The sequence below is a fragment of the Hymenobacter sp. BT491 genome (assembly GCF_014349165.1).
Taxonomy (GTDB): Bacteria; Bacteroidota; Bacteroidia; order Cytophagales; family Hymenobacteraceae; genus Hymenobacter; species Hymenobacter jejuensis.
Genome location: NZ_JACSJJ010000002.1, coordinates 613,931 through 634,403 on the forward strand (window position 1 = coordinate 613,931; position 20,473 = coordinate 634,403).

At 55.3% G+C, this 20,473-nt stretch carries 16 protein-coding genes; 10 read left to right on the plus strand and 6 right to left on the minus strand.

Annotated features, from left to right (window positions below):
• Positions 1–9: 9 nt before the first annotated feature.
• Positions 10–666, minus strand: coding sequence for a VOC family protein (locus tag H9I52_RS08360; protein ID WP_187453491.1), 657 nt, complete (start codon positions 664–666; stop codon positions 10–12).
• 95 nt (positions 667–761) lie between these two features.
• Here H9I52_RS08360 and H9I52_RS08365 point away from each other — a divergent pair, with 95 nt between their 5' ends.
• Complete coding sequence (locus tag H9I52_RS08365; protein WP_187453492.1) at positions 762–1,682, plus strand: alpha/beta hydrolase; 921 nt, start codon at positions 762–764, stop codon at positions 1,680–1,682.
• Here the strand turns inward: H9I52_RS08365 and H9I52_RS08370 are convergent.
• Positions 1,671–2,003, minus strand: coding sequence for a hypothetical protein (locus H9I52_RS08370; RefSeq protein WP_187453493.1), 333 nt, complete (start codon positions 2,001–2,003; stop codon positions 1,671–1,673). The genes H9I52_RS08365 and H9I52_RS08370 overlap by 12 nt on opposite strands.
• A 310-nt stretch (positions 2,004–2,313) precedes the next feature.
• On the opposite strand from H9I52_RS08370, the gene H9I52_RS08375 reads away from it, so the two are divergent.
• The 6 genes from H9I52_RS08375 (at position 2,314) to H9I52_RS08400 (ending at position 10,755) form a co-directional block, all read left to right on the plus strand.
• The gene (locus H9I52_RS08375; protein WP_187453494.1) at positions 2,314–2,991 is read left to right on the plus strand and encodes a response regulator; all 678 of its coding nucleotides are present in this window, start codon (positions 2,314–2,316) and stop codon (positions 2,989–2,991) included.
• 8 nt (positions 2,992–2,999) lie between these two features.
• Positions 3,000–4,394: a sensor histidine kinase gene (locus H9I52_RS08380; RefSeq protein ID WP_187453495.1), complete on the plus strand. Its 1,395-nt coding sequence runs from the start codon at positions 3,000–3,002 to the stop codon at positions 4,392–4,394.
• A 141-nt stretch (positions 4,395–4,535) separates the two neighbouring features.
• On the plus strand, positions 4,536–4,808 hold the full coding sequence (locus H9I52_RS08385; protein ID WP_187453496.1) for a hypothetical protein: 273 nt from the start codon (positions 4,536–4,538) through the stop codon (positions 4,806–4,808).
• A gap of 95 nt (positions 4,809–4,903) precedes the next feature.
• Entirely contained in the window at positions 4,904–6,028 is a 1,125-nt protein-coding gene (locus H9I52_RS08390) for an efflux RND transporter periplasmic adaptor subunit (protein ID WP_316248014.1), read from the plus strand.
• A gap of 65 nt (positions 6,029–6,093) precedes the next feature.
• On the plus strand, positions 6,094–9,258 hold the full coding sequence (locus tag H9I52_RS08395) for an efflux RND transporter permease subunit (RefSeq protein WP_187453498.1): 3,165 nt from the start codon (positions 6,094–6,096) through the stop codon (positions 9,256–9,258).
• Positions 9,259–9,297: 39 nt separating this feature from the next.
• A complete protein-coding gene (locus H9I52_RS08400; RefSeq protein WP_187453499.1) occupies positions 9,298–10,755 on the plus strand; it encodes a TolC family protein in 1,458 nt (485 codons plus the stop codon).
• Between the two features lie 68 nt (positions 10,756–10,823).
• On the opposite strand, the gene H9I52_RS08405 is transcribed toward H9I52_RS08400, so the two are convergent.
• Positions 10,824–12,086 (minus strand): TCR/Tet family MFS transporter, encoded by a 1,263-nt coding sequence (locus H9I52_RS08405; RefSeq protein ID WP_187453500.1) that lies wholly within the window; start codon positions 12,084–12,086, stop codon positions 10,824–10,826.
• A gap of 151 nt (positions 12,087–12,237) precedes the next feature.
• Complete coding sequence (locus tag H9I52_RS08410) at positions 12,238–15,666, minus strand: UvrD-helicase domain-containing protein (RefSeq protein ID WP_187453501.1); 3,429 nt, start codon at positions 15,664–15,666, stop codon at positions 12,238–12,240.
• Positions 15,667–16,018: 352 nt separating this feature from the next.
• Here H9I52_RS08410 and H9I52_RS08415 point away from each other — a divergent pair, with 352 nt between their 5' ends.
• Positions 16,019–16,501, plus strand: coding sequence for an HNH endonuclease signature motif containing protein (locus H9I52_RS08415; RefSeq protein ID WP_222940441.1), 483 nt, complete (start codon positions 16,019–16,021; stop codon positions 16,499–16,501).
• A gap of 124 nt (positions 16,502–16,625) precedes the next feature.
• On the opposite strand, the gene H9I52_RS08420 is transcribed toward H9I52_RS08415, so the two are convergent.
• Positions 16,626–17,048: an acyl-CoA thioesterase gene (locus tag H9I52_RS08420; protein ID WP_187453502.1), complete on the minus strand. Its 423-nt coding sequence runs from the start codon at positions 17,046–17,048 to the stop codon at positions 16,626–16,628.
• 260 nt (positions 17,049–17,308) lie between these two features.
• Between H9I52_RS08420 and H9I52_RS08425 the strand changes: the two genes are divergently transcribed.
• Both H9I52_RS08425 and H9I52_RS08430 read left to right on the plus strand, forming a co-directional pair.
• Positions 17,309–17,500, plus strand: a complete 192-nt coding sequence (locus H9I52_RS08425; protein ID WP_139516934.1) for a cold-shock protein — start codon at positions 17,309–17,311, stop codon at positions 17,498–17,500.
• Between the two features lie 428 nt (positions 17,501–17,928).
• The gene (locus H9I52_RS08430; protein WP_139516935.1) at positions 17,929–19,884 is read left to right on the plus strand and encodes a DEAD/DEAH box helicase; all 1,956 of its coding nucleotides are present in this window, start codon (positions 17,929–17,931) and stop codon (positions 19,882–19,884) included.
• A gap of 133 nt (positions 19,885–20,017) precedes the next feature.
• Here H9I52_RS08430 and H9I52_RS08435 read toward each other — a convergent pair whose 3' ends face one another.
• Positions 20,018–20,464: a PA2169 family four-helix-bundle protein gene (locus tag H9I52_RS08435; RefSeq protein ID WP_139516936.1), complete on the minus strand. Its 447-nt coding sequence runs from the start codon at positions 20,462–20,464 to the stop codon at positions 20,018–20,020.
• Between the last annotated feature and the right edge of the window lie 9 nt (positions 20,465–20,473).

A 20,473-nucleotide genomic window follows, 5' to 3' on the forward strand; every position in this document is an offset into this window, starting at 1 on the left:
AAACACAAGTTATTGATTATCAATAACTTGTGTTTTGCCCTTCTCTTCAAATACTACCCTGATTCCGAAACGCTCGGCGGGCCGACCAGTGGGCAGCCAGCCTCGCCCGATGGTCGGCATGATGAACAGGCCAGTATCATCGCCCATTACCACGAATTCGGGCAAGCGGGGACCGCGCACGAAGTACGGCACGTCGTATTGTCGGTGGATCGCCTCGGCGCTCTGCGGCGCATTGGGGGTTGGAAGGCCAATTTCGTTCAGGCCCAGAAAGCAAGCCGAAGAGAAGCCGTTCGCAACGGCGTTGGGCAAGTCGAAGCGGGCGATGCACTCCAGAATGTTGCCGTTGGGATCGTGAAAATAAAACGCCTTGGCGTTCCAGTTGGGAAAATCGAGAATGGTGCCGCCTTCTGGAGCCGGCAGGATGGTCGTGCGGGCGCTTATCCAAGCATGAGCTTCCGCTACTTGGTTGCTGGGAATGGTAAAGGCAAAATGATAAAATGGGCGTTGGGCAGCGTTGGAAAGACGAAAACTCAGCAGCGAGAAGCCCACCCGAAACGCCACCGCCGTTTCTGTTTGGGCCTGAACAGGCAACTCCAGCAGTTCGGCGTAAAAGGCTGTGGTGGCAGCCAGATCCGCAGTTTGCAAATGCACTTCTTTCAGAATCATAGCGGTGAGTTTGAAAGCGTGGCCCTTGTTTGATTCTCGATTTTCATCCGTTCCAGTAATTTGGGCGTATCAACCCTGACCTACCCTAATTTACCATGAAAAAACCGCTTCTTGCCGCTGCCTTAAGCTTTGTTACGCATCTTCTATTGGCTCAGAATCAGATTCTTCCGCTCTATCCCGGCACCATTCCGGATTCGAAACCCAGCAGCGTTCAGGAAAAAAGTATAAAAGTGGCCGATGGCACCGAGCGCATCAGCAACGTGGTGCAGCCTACCTTGGCGGTGTATCAGCCGGAGAAAGGCAAGGCCAACGGCACGGCCGTAATTATCTGTCCGGGAGGAGGTTACAGCCGCTTGTCTATTGACGGGGAAGGACGCGAAGTGGCTCAGCGCCTCAACACGATGGGCGTCACAGCGTTTGTGCTGAAGTACCGCTTACCCGACGACCTAAGCCAGGTCGATAAGTCCATCGCGCCACTGCTCGACGCCCAGCAGGCCCTGCGCATGGTGCGTCAGCAGGCCGCGAAGTACGGCGTTAACCCGCAGCGCGTGGGTATCATGGGCTTTTCGGCGGGTGGGCATCTGGCCTCTACAGCCGGCACGCACTTCACGAAGCCCGTGGGCGACACCAAGGATAATACCTCCGTGCGCCCCGATTTTCTGGTGCTGCTCTACCCCGTCATCAGCTTTTCCGACAGCCTCAAACACGCCGGCTCACGCGATAACTTGATTGGCAAAACGCCCGATGCAGCCCAGACGAAGCTGTATTCCAATGAGTTGCAAGTTTCAGCCCAAACGCCGCCTACTTTCTTAGTTCATGCGCAGGATGACAAAACCGTGCCCGTGAAAAACAGCATCGTATTTTACGAAGCTTGTCTGCACCACCAAGTGCCCGCCGAAATGCACCTATACCCGAAAGGCGGCCACGGTTTCGGGATGCACAACAAAACCACCAAAGACGATTGGGTGGCCAGCCTGCAAAATTGGTTTGATGCCAACGGCTGGCTAACGAAGTAACGCATACGGGTCGTACGCCTGCCCGGCCCACCAGATTTCGGTGCCAACGGGCACTTCCCGAATCAGGTCGCTTTCCAGCAACAATACATGCTCGTCGTGGTAAGCCGGCGCGTCGTCTGCGCCGGTTTGCCGCGACATTTCCTCTATGCTGGCCGTGGCTGCCTCCTGATGCCCGTCGGGGAAAACCAAGTTTACTTCCAGCTTGGTATGCAGGTCGAACTTGCTCAGGGACTGTGTGTTACCTTCTTGTGGAGTTACCAATAGCCCCAAGCCCGTCAGGCGGAAGCTGGACGCTACAGTCAGCAGAAGTTGCTTAGCCATGCTGCATTTTTGTAAGGGGCGTAGGGCCGATTGCATAACCTCCCTGGCGGTCATGCTTTGCTCCTTCTCGGCATAAGGTTCTATGAATGGTATCAGCAGAAAAGTAATATAGTAGAGCATCTTGTGGTTGCCGCGGCTCCAAGACCTTGTTTTATTCTCTGCATGCTTGCTCGATAGGTATAAGGAAGTACTTGAAAGTCAGCGAAAAGGATGCCTCAGCAAGCGCGGAATTACCTGTGCGCCTGAGCCGCCGCCTGCGGCGCAATTGCGTACCACTCAGCGACGGAAAAGCTACTTTTGCCCATCGCCTATGAAAATACTGCTGGTAGAAGACGAGCCCAAACTGGCCTCATTCGTAAAGAAAGGCTTTGAGAATGAAGGCTATGAGTTGGATATTGCCTACGACGGGCGCATGGGCCGCTCGCTGTTTCAGCAGCATGCCTACGAGGTGATTATCCTCGATATCAATCTGCCTTATATCAACGGGTTTGAGCTGTGTCGCCTCATCCGGGCCGACGACCCGCAGGTGCCCGTGCTGCTGCTCACCGCTCTAGACAGCCTCGACGACAAAGTAAGCGGCTTCGAGGCCGGTGCCGACGATTATTTGGTTAAACCTTTCGAATTCAAAGAGTTGCTACTGCGAACGCGGGCGCTGGCCAAACGCAACTCCGATGCCGGCAGCGTAAAGCGCCTGCTGCGCATTGCCGACCTGGAGCTGAATCTCGACTCCAAGACCGTGACGCGCAACCAGCAGCGCATCGACCTGACTACCAAGGAGTACGCGCTGCTCGAATACCTGCTGCTGAACCGCGGCAAGGTCATTTCGCGAGTCGATATTGCCGAGCGGGTCTGGGAACTGAATTTTGATACCAACACCAACGTCATCGACGTGTACGTGAGCTATCTGCGCAAGAAAATCGACCGCGATTTCAAGCCCAAGCTCATTCACACGGTGGTAGGCATGGGTTACGTAATGCGCGAAGGGTGAACCGGAAGATGCTGATTCGCAATAAGTTGATACTGCGGTTTATGCTGCTGGTGGTGGCCATTCAGCTCTGCTTTTCTGCGTTTATCTACTACTTCAACGCCGTATCGCGGCAGCAGAAATACTACCACCGCCTCGAAGCCAAAGCGCAGCTCATGGCCAGCCTCCTGATTAGGCGGGCCAACCTGCGCGACGAGATGCTGCGCAGCTTTCGCAGGAAAGACATGATGACCATGCACGACGAGCGCATTAGCATCTACGATGTTCGCCGGCGCTTGCTGTACCATATCGGCGATGCGCCGGCTTTGGCCAGTAATGTGTTGTATAGCAAGGTGTTAGATAAGGAGAAGTTTGTGCGTTTCGAAGAGGGTAAGCTGGAAACCGTGGGGCTGCGCTACCCCCACGCGGGCCAAACGTACTTCTTGTTTGTTTCGGGCTACGATCAATTTGGTAATCAGCAGTTTCGGAAGCTGCTGCTGTTGCTGGTGGTGGGCAACGTCGGGTCATTGGTGCTCATCATTGTGGCGGGTTGGTACTTTGCCGATGAGTCGCTGAAACCCATTGCGCGCGTAATTCGGCAGGTGGAGCGCATCACGGCTTCCAACCTGAGCCTGCGCGTCGACGAGGGCAACCAGCAGGACGAAATCGCGCGGCTGGCCATCACGTTCAACAAGATGCTCAGCGGCGTTGAGCAGGCGTTTGAGTCGCAAAAAAGCTTTCTTTCGCATGCGTCGCACGAGCTGCGCACACCCCTGACCAACCTGCTCGGTACGCTCGAAACCTCTCAGGCCTACGACACCGACCTGTCCGAAACCAAGCAAAGCATCGGCTCGGCCGTGGAGGAAATCAAGCGGTTGGTGGCCCTCACCAACGGCCTGCTGGCGCTCGCCAAAGCCGACGACACCTCCTTCAAGCGCCAGCCCGTGCGCCTCGACGAGTGCCTGACGCAGGCCATGGGCTACTGCGAAACTAAGTACCCCGGCCGCACCTTAAAATTGGAATTTGGCCCGCTGCCCAAAGAGCTCGACGATGCTTTCACCGTGCAGGGTAACGCGCACCTGCTGACTACAGCGCTTTTCAATATTCTGGAAAATGCCTGCAAATATTCGCAGGATGCCGTAACCGTTCAGTTTGGTTATGCAAAAGACAGTGCATTGATTATCAAGGTTATAGATAATGGAATTGGCATAGCGCTGCAAGAGCAACAACGCATTCTGGAGCCTTTGTACCGTGGCGAAAACGGCAAAAGCATGCCCGGCTATGGCCTAGGCCTGGCCATCACATACAAGATTATTCAGCGCCACGGCGGGCAGCTGCACCTTGCGTCGCGGGTAGGAGAGGGCACTACGGTTACCGTGCGGCTGCCCGTGCCTCGTAACAGGATGACTGTCAGCGATAAAGCGTAGCTGACCAAGTAAATTATCTGACCGCTAGCGGGGTGCTTGTACCAGACAGGCACCTCGCTTTTTTAATGTTTTCTAATCTCCTTCTCAGACGGTTTTAATGTCGTGGGCGGTCCTTTGCAGCACAACTAGCGCTCAAAACCGATGCTCAAGGACAACCGTCATCTGGTGCTGATCTACCTGCTGATCGGGGCCATTGTGCTTTCTGTGGGACTTAACTGCTATCTGCTCAGTCCTTTAACAAACAACCTGTCGGAAACAAGCCTGCTCAGCGACGACGCAACCGAGTCGGAGGCGGAGCTGCAACTCACGCGCTCGATGCTGGCCCATTGCCAAGCCGAACAGATGCGCAAAGACAGCCTGCTGGTGAAGGTGTTCAACCACATCGAACCGCTGACAACGCGGGCGCAGTACTGACTATGGTTTTGGTAATACATTGATCATAAGATATTTACAAAATAAAATTTCGTTTTAACGCCCTTCTCATGTCGCCAAAGTATCGTAGATCTCTTGTGTGGCTGCTCCTGCCCACGCTTAGTGTAGCCGGGGCCAGCTGCACCGAAACCAGCCAGGCCGACAACACCAAAACGGCCGTGGCGGTCGAGGTGCTGCCCGTGCTGGAGCTAGTGGCGCAGGATACGGTTTTGCATCACGATTATGTTGCTGATATCCAATCGATTAAAAACGTAGAAGTGCGGGCGCGTGTCCAAGGATTTATTGAGAAAATCTACGTGGACGAAGGCAAGGAAGTGAAGGCCGGACAGCCGTTGTTCCGCATCAACGACGCCGAATACAAAACGCAGCTGGCCAAAGCCCGCGCCAACCTGAGCAATGCTGTTGCGCAGTCCAGAGTCGCGCAGCTCGAAGCCGAGCGGGTACGGCTGCTGGTCGACAAAAAGATCATTGCCAAAAGCGAGCTGGAAGTCGCGCAAGCCAAGCTCCGCGCTGCCCAGGCCCAGATTGACGAAGCACGCTCGGCGCAGTCTACGGCGGCCCTGAGCCTGTCGTACACGATGGTACGGGCGCCGTTCGATGGCATCATCGACCGTATTCCGCTGAAAGTCGGGAGCTTAGTCGACAACGGCACGCTGCTCACTACCGTTTCCGACAACCGCGCCGTGTACGCGTATTTTGGCGTGTCGGAGGGCGAGTATTTAGAATATATCAAGACGCGGCAGCAGCACCCCAGCCGCAACAACAATGCGGTGCAGCTGATTCTGGCCGATGGTTCGCAATACACGCCGCCGGGCAAAATTGAAACCGTTGAGAGTGAGTTCAACGAAGGAACAGGCTCTATTTCCTTCCGCGCACGGTTTGATAACCCCCACAAAATCCTAAAACACGGCGCGACGGGCCGCGTGCGCCTCAGCAATACCGTGCACGACGTGGTGCTGGTGCCCCAGAAAGCTGTGTTCGAAATTCAGGACAAAAACTACGTCTTCGTGGTGGACGCCGCCGGCAAAGTCAAGCAGAAAAGCTTTGTGCCGAGCACACGGCTGTCGTATTTCTACGTGGTGAAATCGGGCCTGAAGCCGGGCGAAAAAATCGTGTACGAAGGCATGCAGGATCTGCGTGAAGGGGCTACCATCCGGCCGCGCCCCGTGCTGATGGGGCAGATCCTGGCCGGCGCCCACTAACGCCCGCCGCCCCTGTATCTGCGACCGGCCCTTGAGGCGTTTCGTGCCACCGTCAACTTCCGCATATGTTTAATCTGTTTATCCGGCGGCCCGTTCTGTCGCTGGTTATTTCGCTTGTTATCGTGTTTTTGGGCTTGCTGGCGTTCTTTACGCTGCCCATTACGCAGTTTCCCGACATTGTGCCGCCCTCCGTGACCGTGACGGCGCGCTATACCGGCGCCAACGCCGAGGTATGCGCCAAAGCCGTGGCCACGCCGCTCGAACGTGCCATCAACGGAGTGCCGGGCATGTCGTACATGTCGTCGGTGAGCAGCAACAGCGGCCTGACGGTGATTACGGTGTTCTTCCAGGTAGGCATTGACCCCGACGTGGCGGCCGTGAACGTGCAGAACCGCGTGCAAACGGTAATCGACGAGCTGCCGGAAGAAGTGATTAAGGCCGGCGTGGCCACCGAGAAGGAAGTCAACAGCATGCTGCTCTACCTCAACGTGATGAGCGACGATCCGGCGGTAGGCGAGAAGTTCATTTATAACTTCACCGATATCAACGTGTTGCAGGAGCTCAAGCGCATCGACGGCGTGGGCTTCGCCGAGATCATGGGCTCGCGCGAGTACTCGATGCGCGTGTGGCTCAAGCCCGACCGACTGGCTTCGTACAGCGTGTCGGCCGATGAAGTTATCAAAGCCATCCGCGATCAAAACGTGGAAGCGGCCCCTGGCAAAACGGGCGAAAGCTCCGGCAAAGCCCCACAGATGCTGCAATATGTGCTGCGCTACACCGGCAAAATGTTTGAGCCGGAGCAATACAAAAACGTCGTGCTTCGGGCTAACGCCGACGGTTCGGTGCTCCGGCTTCGGGACGTGGCCGACGTCGAGTTCGACGTGATGAGCTACGGCATGCTCTCCAAAACCGACGGGCGCCCCTCAGCCTCCATCATGCTCAAGCAGCGCCCCGGCTCCAATGCCAGCGAAGTAATTGCGAATGTGAAAGCGCGCATGGCCGAGCTAAAAGGCACTTCGTTTCCGCCCGGCATGACCTACAACATCGCCTACGACGTGTCGCGCTTCCTCGACGCTTCCATTCATGAAGTGGTCCGCACCTTGTTCGAGGCATTTTTGCTGGTGTTTCTGGTGGTGTACCTGTTCATCCAGGACTGGCGCTCCACCCTGATTCCGGCGCTGGCCGTGCCGGTGGCGTTGGTGGGCACGTTGTTCTTTATGCAGCTCTTTGGCTTTTCGATTAACCTGCTGACCCTCTTTGCATTAGTGCTTGCCATCGGCATTGTGGTCGACAATGCGATTGTGGTAGTGGAGGCCGTGCACGCCAAGATGCACGAGCAGCATTTGTCGCCTCGCGAAGCTACGTTTGCCGCTATGGGCGAAATGGGCGGCGCCATCATCGCCATCACGCTGGTGATGTCGGCCGTGTTTGTGCCGGTCGCGTTTATGACCGGGCCGGTGGGCGTATTCTACCGGCAGTTTTCGCTAACGCTGGCCATTTCCATCGTGATCTCAGGTATTAACGCCCTGACTCTGACGCCAGCTTTGTGTGCACTCATCCTGAAGTATGATCCTGAGAATCAGGCCGAAAAGAAAGGGCTGATCAACCGCTTTTTCGCTTGGTTCAACCGAGGCTACGCAGCGTTTTCGGCTCGCTACCAGCAGTTGGTAAGCTTTGTGGCGCGGCGCCGTGCTATCACCATTGGGCTGTTTTTGTTTTTCTGCGCGGCTACTTGGGGGGTTAGTGCGATTCTGCCAGGCGGCTTCATCCCGACCGAAGATCAGGGCATGATTTACGTGAACGTAACCACGCCGCCCGGCGCCACCGTGGAGCGCACCGATCGCGTCCTCGACAAAATCCAGCAGGCAACCAAAGGCATCGATGCCGTGGAGTCGGTTTCGAACCTGGCCGGCTACAGCCTGATGAGCGAAGTGGCGGGTGCTTCCTACGGCATGGGCATGATCAACCTCAAGCCGTGGGAAGAACGAAAAGAGTCTGTCAGTGAGATCATTACGCTGCTGGAAGCCAAAACCAAAGGCATCACCGACGCTCAGATTCAGTTTTTCCCGCCGCCTACCGTGCCCGGCTTCGGTAACTCCAGCGGCTTTGAGCTGCGCCTGCTCGACAAGACCGGTCGTGGCGATCTGCAGCAGACCGATAAAGTCGCCAAAGATTTCATTGCCGCCCTCAACCAACGCCCTGAAATCGGGAGCGCTTTCACGGGTTTCGACCCCACATTTCCGCAGTATCTCATTCACGTTGACCAAGATATGGCCGCCAAAAAAGGCGTCACTATCGAAAACGCCATGAGTACGCTGCAAACCCTGATGGGCAGCTATTACGCCTCCAACTTCATCCGCTTCGGGCAGATGTACAAGGTAATGGTGCAGGCTGCGCCCAACTACCGCACCAAGCCCGAAGACTTGCTGAAGCTTTTCGTGAAAAACGACCGCGGCGAGATGGTGCCGTATTCCACGTTTATCCGGCTGGAACGCGTGTACGGCCCCGAGCAGCTCACGCGCTACAACATGTACACCTCGGCCATGCTCAACGGCGACGCGGCCCCCGGCTACAGCTCCGGCGATGCCATCAACGCCATCGAGGAAGTGGCCGCCAAAGAGTTGCCCCGCGGCTATAGTTTCGAGTGGTCGGGCATGACGCGCGAGCAGATCCTGTCGGGCAACCAGGCGATCTACATTTTTGCGGTCTGCTTGGTGTTTGTATACCTCTTATTAGCAGCCCAATACGAAAGTTTCCTGCTGCCGCTGCCGGTTCTGCTGTCGTTGCCGACGGGCATCTTCGGGGCGTTTCTGGGGCTGAAGCTACTGGGGCTGGAAAACAACATCTACGCTCAGGTTTCGCTCGTGATGCTCATTGGGCTGCTGGGCAAAAACGCCATCCTCATCATCGAGTTTGCGGTGCTGCGTCAGAGGGAAGGCCATTCTATTCTCAACGCCGCCGTGGAAGGCGCCGTGTCGCGTCTGCGGCCTATCCTGATGACTTCGTTCGCCTTCATTGCGGGTCTGATTCCGCTGTGCGTGGCCAGCGGCGCCGGGGCTTTGGGCAACCGCTCCATCGGCACGGCGGCCGCGTCGGGCATGCTAGTGGGCACCGTGGCGGGCGTGGTGCTGATTCCGGGTCTGTACGTGCTGTTCGCGAAGCTGGCGGAGAAAAAAGGCCGAAAAGAGAGCCAGCCTGCGACCGAAGAACTGGAAGTTGCGCGGGCTTAGGGCAGCGCATAGCTATTTGATAAGATGCTCAGAGTAAATATGTTACATAAACTATTAAAGCGCTTCTTGCTTTTTATCTGCTCGGCCGCGCTCGTTACGGGGTGCAAAGTGGCGGCGCCCCCGCAGCTGCCGTCCTTGCCGAAGGCCCCGGCTTCGTTTCTCAATCGCACCGATACCACGGCCAGCATTGCCGATATGCCCTGGTCGCAGTTCTTTACCGATCCGAACTTGGTCAGCCTGATCGACACGGCGCTCAACCGCAATTTCGACCTGCTCACCACCATTCAGCGCATCGAAGTTGCCCGTGCTAACGTCCTGATTACCAAAGGCGCCCTGTTTCCCACCGTCAATGGCATGGCGTCGGCGGGAGTGGAGCGATACGGCAAGTACACGCTCAACGGCGTGGGCAATTACGACACGAACCTGTCGCCTAACATCGATGGGCGTCAGCGCATTCCCAATCCCACCCCCGACTATTTCCTGGGCCTGCGCAGTTCCTGGGAGCTGGATATCTGGGGGAAGCTGCGCAACCGCCGCAAAGCTGCTTATACCCGCCTGCTGGCTACCGAAAAAGGCCGGCAGCTGATCACGACCGCGCTCGTGGCCGAAGTAGCCCGCCTGTATTTTGAGTTGCTAGCCCTTGATAATGAGGTGAATGTAATTCGGAAGAACGTGGGGCTGCAACAGCGAGCTTACGAAATTGTACAGGTGCAAAAGCTGGGTGGCCGCGCTACGGAGCTGGCCGTGCAGCAGTTCGGGGCGCAGCTGCTGAACACGCGCAGCCTCGAATTTGCGCGCCGCCAGGAAATTGTGCGGGTCGAAAACCAGCTGAATCTGCTGCTGGGGCGTTATCCGCAGCCCATTGTGCGCGGCCAGCCCATTCGGGAGCAGCAGTTGCCGGCAACCGTTTCGGCGGGCTTGCCGGCCACGATGCTGCTGCGTCGGCCCGATGTGCAACAGGCTGAGCTAGAGCTGGCTGCCTCACGCGCCGATATTTCGGCGGCTCGTGCCGCGTTTTTGCCCTCCCTGACGTTGTCGCCGTATGTAGGCTTCAACGCCTTCAAAACTTCGCTGCTGTTTCAGGGGCCGGAATCAATTGCGTACGGTATCGTGGGTGGCCTAACCGCGCCGCTCGTCAACCGCGCCGCCCTGAAAGCCGAGTACGTCCGCTCGACGGCCGACAACGTGGGCGCCTTTTATGCCTACCAAAAAGCTATCCGCACGGGCTATCAGGAAGTGGTAACCAACTTGCAGGGTATCGATAACTACCGGCAGGTGTATCAGCTTAAAGAGCAGGAAGTTACCTCGCTCAACAAAGCCGTGTCCATCTCCAACGACCTCTTTGTGGCTGGCTACGCCACGTACCTGGAGGTGATAACGGCCCAACGCAGCGTACTGGAAGCCGAATTGCAGCTCACCAACGCCCGCCGCGAGCAGTTCTTCCTACTCATTGATTTGTACCGGGCATTGGGCGGCGGCTGGGGTGTAACGCGGTAACCGAGACAACGTGCTCATTACCTAGTTTTTTGTTAAATACTTGGTAACGAGCACGTTGTGAAATGAAGTTAGTGGACAGGCGTTTCAGTCGCCGCCACTTCCTCTGGAATAATTACGTGTCCGGAATTCCTGTTTAAGGAGCGCATGGCCAGCAGCACGCTGATAATCGTGAGCACAGCACCGGCCAGAAACGCAGCCCCTGGGAAATGCACCGGCGCACTCGGACCCGTGAAATACGAGAACAGGTTGGTCATGAGCGGCGGCCCGACAATGGCCGTCAAACTAACTAGGCTGGTGAGCGCACCTTGCAGTTCGCCTTGTTCGTTGGCCGCCACCTGCGTGGAAATGATGCTTTGGAGCGCCGGTCCGGCGATGCCGCCCAAGCAATAAGGCACCAAAAAGGCAAACATCATCCAGCTTTTGTCGGCAAATGCAAAGAGCAGAAAGCCAGTGGCATACAGGCTTAGACCGAGCGCCACGGAGCGTTTTGCTCCCAGCTTTGGGTTCAGAACGCGAATGAGCAAGCCCTGTACCAGTGCCGTCAGCAGCCCGACCACCCCAAGCGAAGCCCCAACCCAGCCTTCGTTCCAGTTGAAGCGGTACATCACAAAGTACGACCACGTACTCTGCACGGCGTGGGCCGCAATGTAGAGCAGCACCAGCGAGCCCACCATGCCCATGATGACGGGGTAACGTTGCAGTTGCCGCAGCGACCCCACCGGGTTGGCGCGTTTCCACTCAAACTGGCGCCGATTCTCGGTGGCCAACGATTCGGGCAGCACAAAGAATCCGTAGAGCCAATTGAGCATTGTGAGTCCTGCGGCTACCAAAAAGGGAACCCGCGGCCCAAAATGCCCCAGCAACCCGCCAATTACAGGCCCGATAATAAACCCTAGTCCAAAGGCGGCCCCGATCATGCCGAAGTTCTGCGCCCGTTTTTCGGGTGGGCTGATGTCGGCGATGTAGGCCGAGGCAGTCGTGAAGCTGGCGCCCGTAATGCCCGCAATGATGCGCCCTACAAACAGCCACCCCACGCTGGGCGCAAAGGCCACAAATAAGTAGTCGAGCCCAAAGCCAAACAACGCAAATAACAGCACCGGCCGCCGTCCGTATTGATCGCTGAGGTTGCCGAGCACGGGCGAAAACAGAAATTGCATGCTGGCAAATGCAAAGCCCAGCCAACCGCCGTACTTGGCCGCCTCGCTCATACCGCCGCCCGTCAGCTGACTGATGAGCTTAGGGATAACCGGAATGATGATGCCGAACCCAATGACGTCCAGCAGCAGCGTTACGAAGATGAAGCCGAGGGCAGCTTGGCGTTTATCGGACATAGTTCTCTGCTATTTAGACAAGTGCAGACTACGCATCTGCATGCTGTAAGATACGAATAAATATCAATATATCTAATTTTATTAGCATAAAACTAAAAAATTTGGAAGTAGTCTTGATTATGACCGGCAGGTAACTTGCCTAGGTAACTGCTTAAAACACAAGTACTTCCTCCGTGTCAAAATAATACAGCACACATTGCACATCGGAGTAGCCCAGCTGGCGAAATAGCTCGGCATATTGCTGCAACTGGCGTTTGTGCTGCGCTTCGGGCGGCGGAATTTTAAAATCCACCAGCGTAACGCGGCCGGGTGCCAGTCCCATGTTGGGCTCGAAGGCGATGCGGTCGGGCTTGTAATCTTGGCGGCGCGCGCCACCCACCAGAATCTCCCGCTCCGTTTCTACCAACACCGAATGGCTGAAGTAGTGCGCCATTTGCGGGTGCTGGGTTACGTGGTGCAGCTTCTCCACCAGCTCTGCGCGCTCGCGGGTGCTCACAAGTCCTTCGGCCACCAATTGCGCGGCCACGCGGTCGGCATCAATGGCTAAAATGATGCGGCGCAGGGCGTAATGAAGCTTGCGGTTCCACTCTCGCTGCACTTGTTGATCGTCGAAATCAAAGACGGTGTTGGCATGCCGGCGCAGCCGCAGGCGCTCTTCCCAAGGCGTGCTGGCCAAGTTGGTAAGAGGATACAGGTCGGGGCTAAGAGCCTGTTTATTAGCACTCGGAACCGCATTTTGGCCGTCGGAAAGGATATATGCCGTGCGCTCGTCGTCCCACTGGTGGGTAGCCACCAAATAGCGATGCAAAAGCTCCGCCACCGTACGGGCCTGTTCGGGCGTATCCGTAGTATCGCCCTCTTTGGTCGCTTTGGTTGGTTTGGGCTGCCGGGTGATGACGTAGAGGCGGTGGCGCGGCCGCGTGAAGGCCACGTAAAGCATGTTGAGGCCTTCCAGAAACGTCTTTTCCAACTCCTCGGTGTATTGCAAGGCGAGGGGCGTGCACGTCAGCGCCTGCGTCTGGCTGACGACGGCCACGGCGGGCATCTCGGGCACTGGTTTTTCATCGGTCGTCAACCGGCCCCACAACAGCGTGCCGCGGTAGGGCGTCAGCGACCAGTCGGCGAAGGGCACGATGACTACGCCGTACGCCAGCCCTTTCGCCTTGTGCACCGTGGTAATGGTGATGGCATCACGGCCGGCGGGCGCATTGATACTCAAAGTGCTTTTCTTTAACTCCCAGTAAGACAAGAAGTTATTAAGATTGTTGCCGAAGCGCAGGCTGTATTCCAAGGTCAGGTCGAGGAAGCGGAAAAGGTATTCGCTTTCCTCGTTGCGGCCCAATAGCCCAAACGTGCCAATCAGCCGCTCGGTGAGCTCGTACAGGCCCAGATTGCCGGTTTCGCGCTCCTGCACGTCGTAGCCCAGCGTGCGCAATTCGTCGAAGAAGGGCAGGGCATGCGCTTCGTTGGCCAGCCCGGCGATGTGGCGGGCGCGGGCCGGTGTCGGCGCCACGCGCCGTACCACTTTGTCCACTAGCAACAAGGCCTCGGCGCGGGCCAGCGTATCGGCGGGCTGGTTGAGCACCCGAAATACCGCCACCAGCAAATTGACCACCTCCGCAAACTCCAGCGAAAGCGAATCGGCAGAAATGATAGGATAGCCTCTCTCTTTCAAGAACTTAGCCACGCGCCGGCTGCTGTCGCGCCGACGGCACAGCACGGCAATATCCTGAAGGCGAAAGCCGTCGTGCACGGCTTGCTCAACCAATTGCAGCGTCAGGTAAAGCGTGCTTTCGTCGTAGTCGAAAACGTGGTTGGGCGCAAGACCGGGCAGTGGCTCCTCGGTGTAAGCGCCGGTGGCGGGGTCGTAGCGACGGGCAAGCGTGTCGTTGTCGGTAAAGAGCAGTTCAACATGACCCGGTGAGCCCGAGGCAGCAGGCAGTCGGTCGGGCGACTCCTGCCCAAACTCCTCATCGTAAATACCTTGCACCAACGGCAGTTGCGGATGCGTTTGGCTTACTTGCCCGAAAAAGTCGTTGTTGAACTGGATAATGCCCGGTGCCGAGCGGTAATTTACATTGAGCTGTCGGGGTTCCAGCGCTTGGTCGAGGGTGATGTAGCGGCTCTGCAACAGATCGCGTAATTCCTCGTCGGCAATGCGCCCGTAGAGGTATTCTGTTTGATTTTTGTGCAGCCGCAGAATCTGCTCCATCTCCCCGCCGCGCCAACGGTAAATGGCCTGCTTGGCGTCGCCCACGGCCAGCGAAAGGTTGCCGGTCGAAACAGCATTTTCTACCAACGGCAGCAAATTATTCCACTGAAGCACAGAGGTATCCTGAAACTCGTCGATGAGCAAATGCAGGTAGCGCTCGCCCATGCGCTCGTAGAGAAAGGGCACCGGCTCGCGCAACACAATCTGGGCAATGCGGCGGTTGAACTCGGCAATGAGCACCACGCCGCGCTCCCGGCTGAGCTGGTCCACGGCCTTGCTCAGTTCGCTCAGCAACGATACCTGAAACAGGTACGGCAGCATCCCAGTAACTATCAGATAATCTGATAGTTGTGCGGCACGCAGATTTTCAAGCTCTTGATAAGCAGCGGTTACATCGGCTTTTACTGCATCCACACGCAGCTTGTCGGCCGCCGTCTTGACTTTTCCGCTGTACCATTTGTCTTGCTCGATGGTGGCGCGTACGTAGCTATTGGCTTCTTTATCAGGCAATAAGCGCTCCTGCCACTTCGCAAAGTAGCCAATGATGCCGCTCTTGCCTTGGTACAAATCAGCCTCCATGACGCCTGCCGCGTCCAACGTGGCCAGTGCCCGCGCCGCGACGGCCTGAAATGTAATTTCGATTTCTTCCTTGCGTTTGCGCAGCGTCTCGTGCAGGCGGCGGTAATCTTGCAACGACAGTTGCTGCAGTTGGGCCACGGCTTCGTGAACGGGTTCGCTAAGCAGAAAGCGGCCAAACTGGACTAGCTCGTCGGAGAGGTTGTTCCAGCTACGGCCTTCGTCGGCTTTGGTCAGGGCGTAGTCGGCCAGAGAGCGGGAGAGGAGCTTGCTGTTGGGATCGCGGTTTACTTTATCAAGTAACAGTGCCACAGCACTTTGTAGAACGGTGTCGCTGTCTAGCTCTACTTCAAACGTAGCCGGCAAGCCCAGCTCTCGCGTGAACGTCTGCACAATGCGTTGCACAAACGAGTCGATGGTGCTGACGGCAAAATCGGCGTAGTGATACAGCACCAGCCGAAACGTAGCCGCCGCCCGCCGCCGCAGCTCCTGTTGCCGCTCCGCGGCAGTTTGGGCATGACGCGGCAAGTGGCCGTCCGCCGCTAATTCTTCCGCTATTTCGCGCAGCAATACATCCTCCTGATTATCAATAGGGTATGCAAAGCGCCGCAACGCCTCGATGATGCGATGCTTCATTTCCCCAGCCGCATCGTTGGTAAACGTGATCGCCAGAATGCTTTTGAAATACGCTGGATCTTCGGAGCCCAGCGCCAGCTTCAGGTATTCCTTGGTAAGCTGGTACGTTTTGCCAGAGCCGGCGGAAGAGGAATAGATGCGAAAGGTTTGGGGCATTTTGGAAGGAGAGTGGCTTTCTGCAAAAGTAAAGCAGAAGTAATGTCACTATAGCCCATTTGAGTAGATTGGCCCTAATTGCGCACTATGCCAATAAAATCGGGAGATATACAGGCAACTACTTAGGGCATCTTAGCACTCACGACTAATACCATGGCACAACCGGGCGATATAATTTGTTATAATGAGATGTGCCTTGAAGTAGGATACTCATTGCAAAGAGGAATGAACTTCCAAGTGGGAGGCGAGGTGAGTGTGATATTGATGTCTTTACGGAAAGGTGCTCCGTACGCTGATAGAATTGAGAATAATGGAGACGTCCTTATCTACGAAGGACACGACGTGCCAAAAAATGAATCAGCCAATGGTATTGCCAAGTGGCCGGCTCACACAAAATGGGAAATTCTTTCAGGCAGCAGAAGGGTATAAAAATGGGCGCTCTCCTGAATTGGTCAAGGTATATGAGAAAATAAAAGATGGTATTTGGGTATATAACGGCGTATTCGAACTGATCGATTCTTGGATTGAAAAATCAAAATCAGAGGATAGAAATGTATTTAAATTCAAGCTCCATGTGACGGATAGAAGTATTGATCAAAAGAATAAGCGGGTTGAAGAACTAAAAGATATTGGTCATAATAGATTGATACCGACTTCTGTTAAACTGGAGGTATGGAAACGGGATAATGGGAAATGTATTCAATGTGGAAGCGCTGATAATTTACACTTTGATCATATCCTCCCTTTCTCTAAAGGTGGTACATCCCTGAGAGCCGACAATATTCAATTACTATGCGCTAGGCATAATTGGCAAAAGAGCAGTCATATTATGTGAACATAAACAGTATAGGACGCATCCTCTGGGGTTTAGCATAGAAGAAAGTGGGCTATCAGTTGTTCGTTCGATAACCAATGATTATAGGCGCTGTATACTTAGCTTACTGTTTGCTCTACTCTTTTTATCCCACCGGTCCCCACAGCCGCTCGATCAAATCCGGCGTCACACGCTTCGGCCGCTGAGTAGCGGGGTCAAGCAGTACCCATTGCGTTTCAGCCTCACAGAGCAGCACCCCATCTGAAACGCGCTCTATGTGCACAAAGCGCTGACTTTGCGCGCCTTTTACTTCCCCGATCCAAGTAGTAGCACGTAGCTCCTCGCCAGCGAAGGCCGAGCGATGATAACGAATGCGATGTTCGAGCACTACCCATATATAAGCTTCGCGCTCGCCCGGCGGGTAGGCCGTGAGCCAATGGGCGCCGGCCGTATCCTGCACCCAACGCACATACTGCACATTATTGGCGTGGCCAAGCTCGTCAATGTCGCTTTCGACGACTTGAAATGTGCGGGAAAAGCGAAAAGCAGGGCCAGTAAGGTCAGTCATATAGAAAAAAGTGCGGCAGCAGAAAATGTGCCTTTCAGACGAATAAGAGGCGATTTTCGATTGGTTTTGGGCGGAAGACAGCAGTCCGACTCGCCTCCCTAACAACGTTTCTATGGGGGGTATTGCATCAATTCAGGAAATTATATAGTATCTTTGACTCAACTTAAGAGAATGAGCTTCGTTTCGCCTGCCAGATGCCTAGAGTTTCAGCAGTTTTTTCAGTGGCTGCATTATCTTAAAGAAACTCTTACAAACCCATCATGCAGACAGGAACTGTAAAATTCTTCAATGACACCAAAGGTTTTGGTTTCATCAAAAACGACGCTACTGGCGAAGACATTTTCGTACACGTAAGCGACCTAGTGGATGATATCCGCGAGAACGACAAAGTTGAGTATGAAGTAGCCCAAGGCAAAAAAGGCCTGAACGCTGTAAAGGTGAAGTTGGCGTAAGCTGATTTCGTCTCATAGTCGAAACAAAAAAGCATGCTATCTGGCATGCTTTTTTGTTTTAATGCTTAGGTGTAAACACTTGATTATCAATGTATTATGTTTATGCGAGGAGTTGCGTAGCCCAACTATAAAAATTGGTTTACGTTAACGATGCAGCAAGAAGAAGCAGAGGGTTGTTTTTCTGTGCCATGCGGCGTCTTTTAGAGATTTTCTGTCTAACCTAGATATTGTACTATATTTTTCGTACCTTTGCAGCCGCATTGAGAATGGCCCCGTTCCGCGCAGCTACGGCTGCTTTTGTTTAACATACTGGCCGTCACCGTCTTCCGTCCGTTGCTTCCGTCGCTTGTCGTTGTTGTTGAGTGGGAGAAGAACGTCGCTGAATCTGCTGTTTTCAGAGCATTGTTTATTCTCCATCAACCATTGACATGGAAAAAGTAAAATTTGACGAGCTCGCGCTCTCTGCGGAGATGCAGCGCGCTATCACGGAAGTAGGCTACGAAGAGGCTTCGCCAATCCAAAGCGCTGCTATCCCCGTTTTGCTGGAAGGCAAAGACGTAATTGGTCAGGCCCAAACGGGTACCGGCAAAACCGCAGCTTTTAGTATCCCCGCCATTGAGCGCGTCGATTCCGACTCGCGCGACGTGCAAGTATTGGTGCTGTGCCCCACCCGTGAGCTTGCTGTGCAGGTGTCGGGTGAAATTCAGAAACTCGGCAAGTACAAGCGTGGTCTGGCCGTAGTGCCGATCTACGGTGGCTCGAGCTACGATCGTCAGTTCCGTGCTCTGGAGCGCGGCGTGCAAATCGTAATCGGTACGCCCGGCCGTGTGATGGACCACATCGAACGCGGTACGCTGAAGCTTGACAAGGTGAAAACCGTCATCCTCGACGAAGCCGACGAAATGCTCGACATGGGCTTCCGCGACGACATCGAAACGGTGCTCTCGAAGATGCCGGCCGAACGCCAGACGGTGTTCTTCTCGGCCACGATGAGCAAGCCGATCATGGAACTGACGAAGAAGTACCAGCGCGATCCGCAAATCGTGAAGGTCAATCATCAGGAAATGACCGTCTCGAACATCGAGCAGAGCTACTACGAAGTGCGAGGTCCGCAGAAAAAGGACGTGCTCACCCGTCTGATCGACATGTTCAACCTGAAGTCAGCCATTGTGTTTGCTAACACCAAGCGCATGGTAGACGACATCGTAGGCGACCTGCAAGCCAAAGGCTATTTTGCCGAAGGACTGCACGGCGACATGGGCCAGCAGCAGCGCCAGAACACGCTGGATAAGTTCCGCAAAGGCACGCTGGAAATTCTGGTAGCCACCGACGTAGCCGCCCGTGGTATCGACGTAGAAAATGTAGAAGCTGTTGTAAACTACGACCTTCCCGCCGACGAAGAATATTACGTGCACCGCATTGGTCGTACGGGCCGCGCCGGCAAATCGGGTCGCGCCTTCACATTCGTGTCGGGTCGCGATATTTACAAGCTGCGCGACATCATGCGCTTTACCAAAGCGCAGATCAAGCAGGAACGCATTCCGTCGTTTGAGGACGTATCGGAGGTGAAAACCACGCTGTTCCTGAACCAGATCAAAGAAATCATCGAGAAAGGCAACTTAGAAAAGTACGTTGCCCGTGTGCAGCGTCTGCTCGACCAGGAAGAAGAAACTACCTCGTTGGACATTGCAGCTGCGTTGCTGAAAATGACCATGAAGGAAGGCAAACAGGCTGAAAAAAGCCTGGAAGCTGACCGCGAGCGTGGCGCCGTTCGTCCGGGTTTCACGCGTTTGTTCGTGACAATGGGCAAAAAAGACCGTGTGCATCCACGTGACATCGTGGATCTGATCGCCGAAAACACCGGCCTCACCGCTGGTAAAGTTGGCGATATCGCGCTCTACGATAAGTTTAGCTTTGTAGAAGTGCCTTCCGAGTTTGCCGATGAGATCATCTCGGCGCTGGGCCGCACCTCCATCCAAGGCCGTCCGGTTTCCTTCAACATCGCCACTCCTCGTCAAGAAGGAGATGCACAGGAGGAAGGCGGCAACCGCGAACGTCGCAGCTTCGGCGCCGATGAAAACCGTCCGGCTCGTCGCGCTCCCTTTGGTGATCGTCGCGAGGGTGGCAGTGGTGGCTACGGTGGCAATCGCGGTGGTGGCAGCAGCTACGGTGGCAACCGCGGCGGTGGAAGCTACGGCGACCGTCGCGAAGGCGGCAGCAGCTACGGCGGAAGCCGCGGTGGCAGCAGCTTTGGTGGCAACCGCGGTGGCGGTAGCAGCTACGGCGGCAACCGCGGCGGTGGAAGCTACGGTGGCAATAGCCGCGGTGGCAGCAGCGAAGGTGGCTATAAAGGCCGTCGCGACAACCAAAGCTTTGACGAATAGTATCGCTTAGCATAAAAAGAAAACGCCCCGACTGTTTTGGCAGTCGGGGCGTTTTCTTTTTATCTTATTTTCACAACTACCTTATAGTTAAGGAATTGTGAAAAATGGCTTCTGATTGCTCAGGAGTCGAATACTATTTTGACGAATCGCGCAGAGCCTTGATTTCGTCGTGGCCTTGCTTGATACCAGCAGCCTGCTTGTCGATGATGGTTTTCAGCTCGCCCGGCAGATCCTGGATTTTTTGCGCGGTTTCGTAAGCCTTCTTGGCGTAGTCTTCGCCACGCTCGCATTCTGCCAGAATGCTATGGCGGTCTTTGCTGGTCACCAGCCCTTTAAGATTGATAAAGGCACGGTGCACGGTGCCGGTTACGGAGCTGCTTTCGTCTGGCTTGAGGTCCAGCTTGAACATCTGGTCTTCCAACTCGGTGATGTAGCTGGAGCGCTGGGCAGCATATTTCTTAAAGGTATCTTTCAGATCGGCGTCTTCCACGTCGGTCATGGCTTCTGCATAGCCTTTCTGGCCATCTTTTAGCGTTTCGAGTAATTCGTTGAGGGCGGCCGTTGTTGTTTTGGCATCCATGAGTGGGTC

What these genes read in the sequence shown, in the direction of transcription:
- H9I52_RS08360 (WP_187453491.1), bottom strand. Translation starts at nt 666, where the DNA reads ATGATTCTGAAAGAAGTGCATTTGCAAACTGCGGATCTGGCTGCCACC.
- H9I52_RS08365 (WP_187453492.1), top strand. Translation starts at nt 762, where the DNA reads ATGAAAAAACCGCTTCTTGCCGCTGCCTTAAGCTTTGTTACGCATCTT.
- H9I52_RS08370 (WP_187453493.1), bottom strand. Translation starts at nt 2,003, where the DNA reads ATGGCTAAGCAACTTCTGCTGACTGTAGCGTCCAGCTTCCGCCTGACG.
- H9I52_RS08375 (WP_187453494.1), top strand. Translation starts at nt 2,314, where the DNA reads ATGAAAATACTGCTGGTAGAAGACGAGCCCAAACTGGCCTCATTCGTA.
- H9I52_RS08380 (WP_187453495.1), top strand. Translation starts at nt 3,000, where the DNA reads ATGCTGATTCGCAATAAGTTGATACTGCGGTTTATGCTGCTGGTGGTG.
- H9I52_RS08385 (WP_187453496.1), top strand. Translation starts at nt 4,536, where the DNA reads ATGCTCAAGGACAACCGTCATCTGGTGCTGATCTACCTGCTGATCGGG.
- H9I52_RS08395 (WP_187453498.1), top strand. Translation starts at nt 6,094, where the DNA reads ATGTTTAATCTGTTTATCCGGCGGCCCGTTCTGTCGCTGGTTATTTCG.
- H9I52_RS08400 (WP_187453499.1), top strand. Translation starts at nt 9,298, where the DNA reads ATGTTACATAAACTATTAAAGCGCTTCTTGCTTTTTATCTGCTCGGCC.
- H9I52_RS08405 (WP_187453500.1), bottom strand. Translation starts at nt 12,086, where the DNA reads ATGTCCGATAAACGCCAAGCTGCCCTCGGCTTCATCTTCGTAACGCTG.
- H9I52_RS08410 (WP_187453501.1), bottom strand. Translation starts at nt 15,666, where the DNA reads ATGCCCCAAACCTTTCGCATCTATTCCTCTTCCGCCGGCTCTGGCAAA.
- H9I52_RS08415 (WP_222940441.1), top strand. Translation starts at nt 16,019, where the DNA reads ATGAATCAGCCAATGGTATTGCCAAGTGGCCGGCTCACACAAAATGGG.
- H9I52_RS08420 (WP_187453502.1), bottom strand. Translation starts at nt 17,048, where the DNA reads ATGACTGACCTTACTGGCCCTGCTTTTCGCTTTTCCCGCACATTTCAA.
- H9I52_RS08425 (WP_139516934.1), top strand. Translation starts at nt 17,309, where the DNA reads ATGCAGACAGGAACTGTAAAATTCTTCAATGACACCAAAGGTTTTGGT.
- H9I52_RS08430 (WP_139516935.1), top strand. Translation starts at nt 17,929, where the DNA reads ATGGAAAAAGTAAAATTTGACGAGCTCGCGCTCTCTGCGGAGATGCAG.
- H9I52_RS08435 (WP_139516936.1), bottom strand. Translation starts at nt 20,464, where the DNA reads ATGGATGCCAAAACAACAACGGCCGCCCTCAACGAATTACTCGAAACG.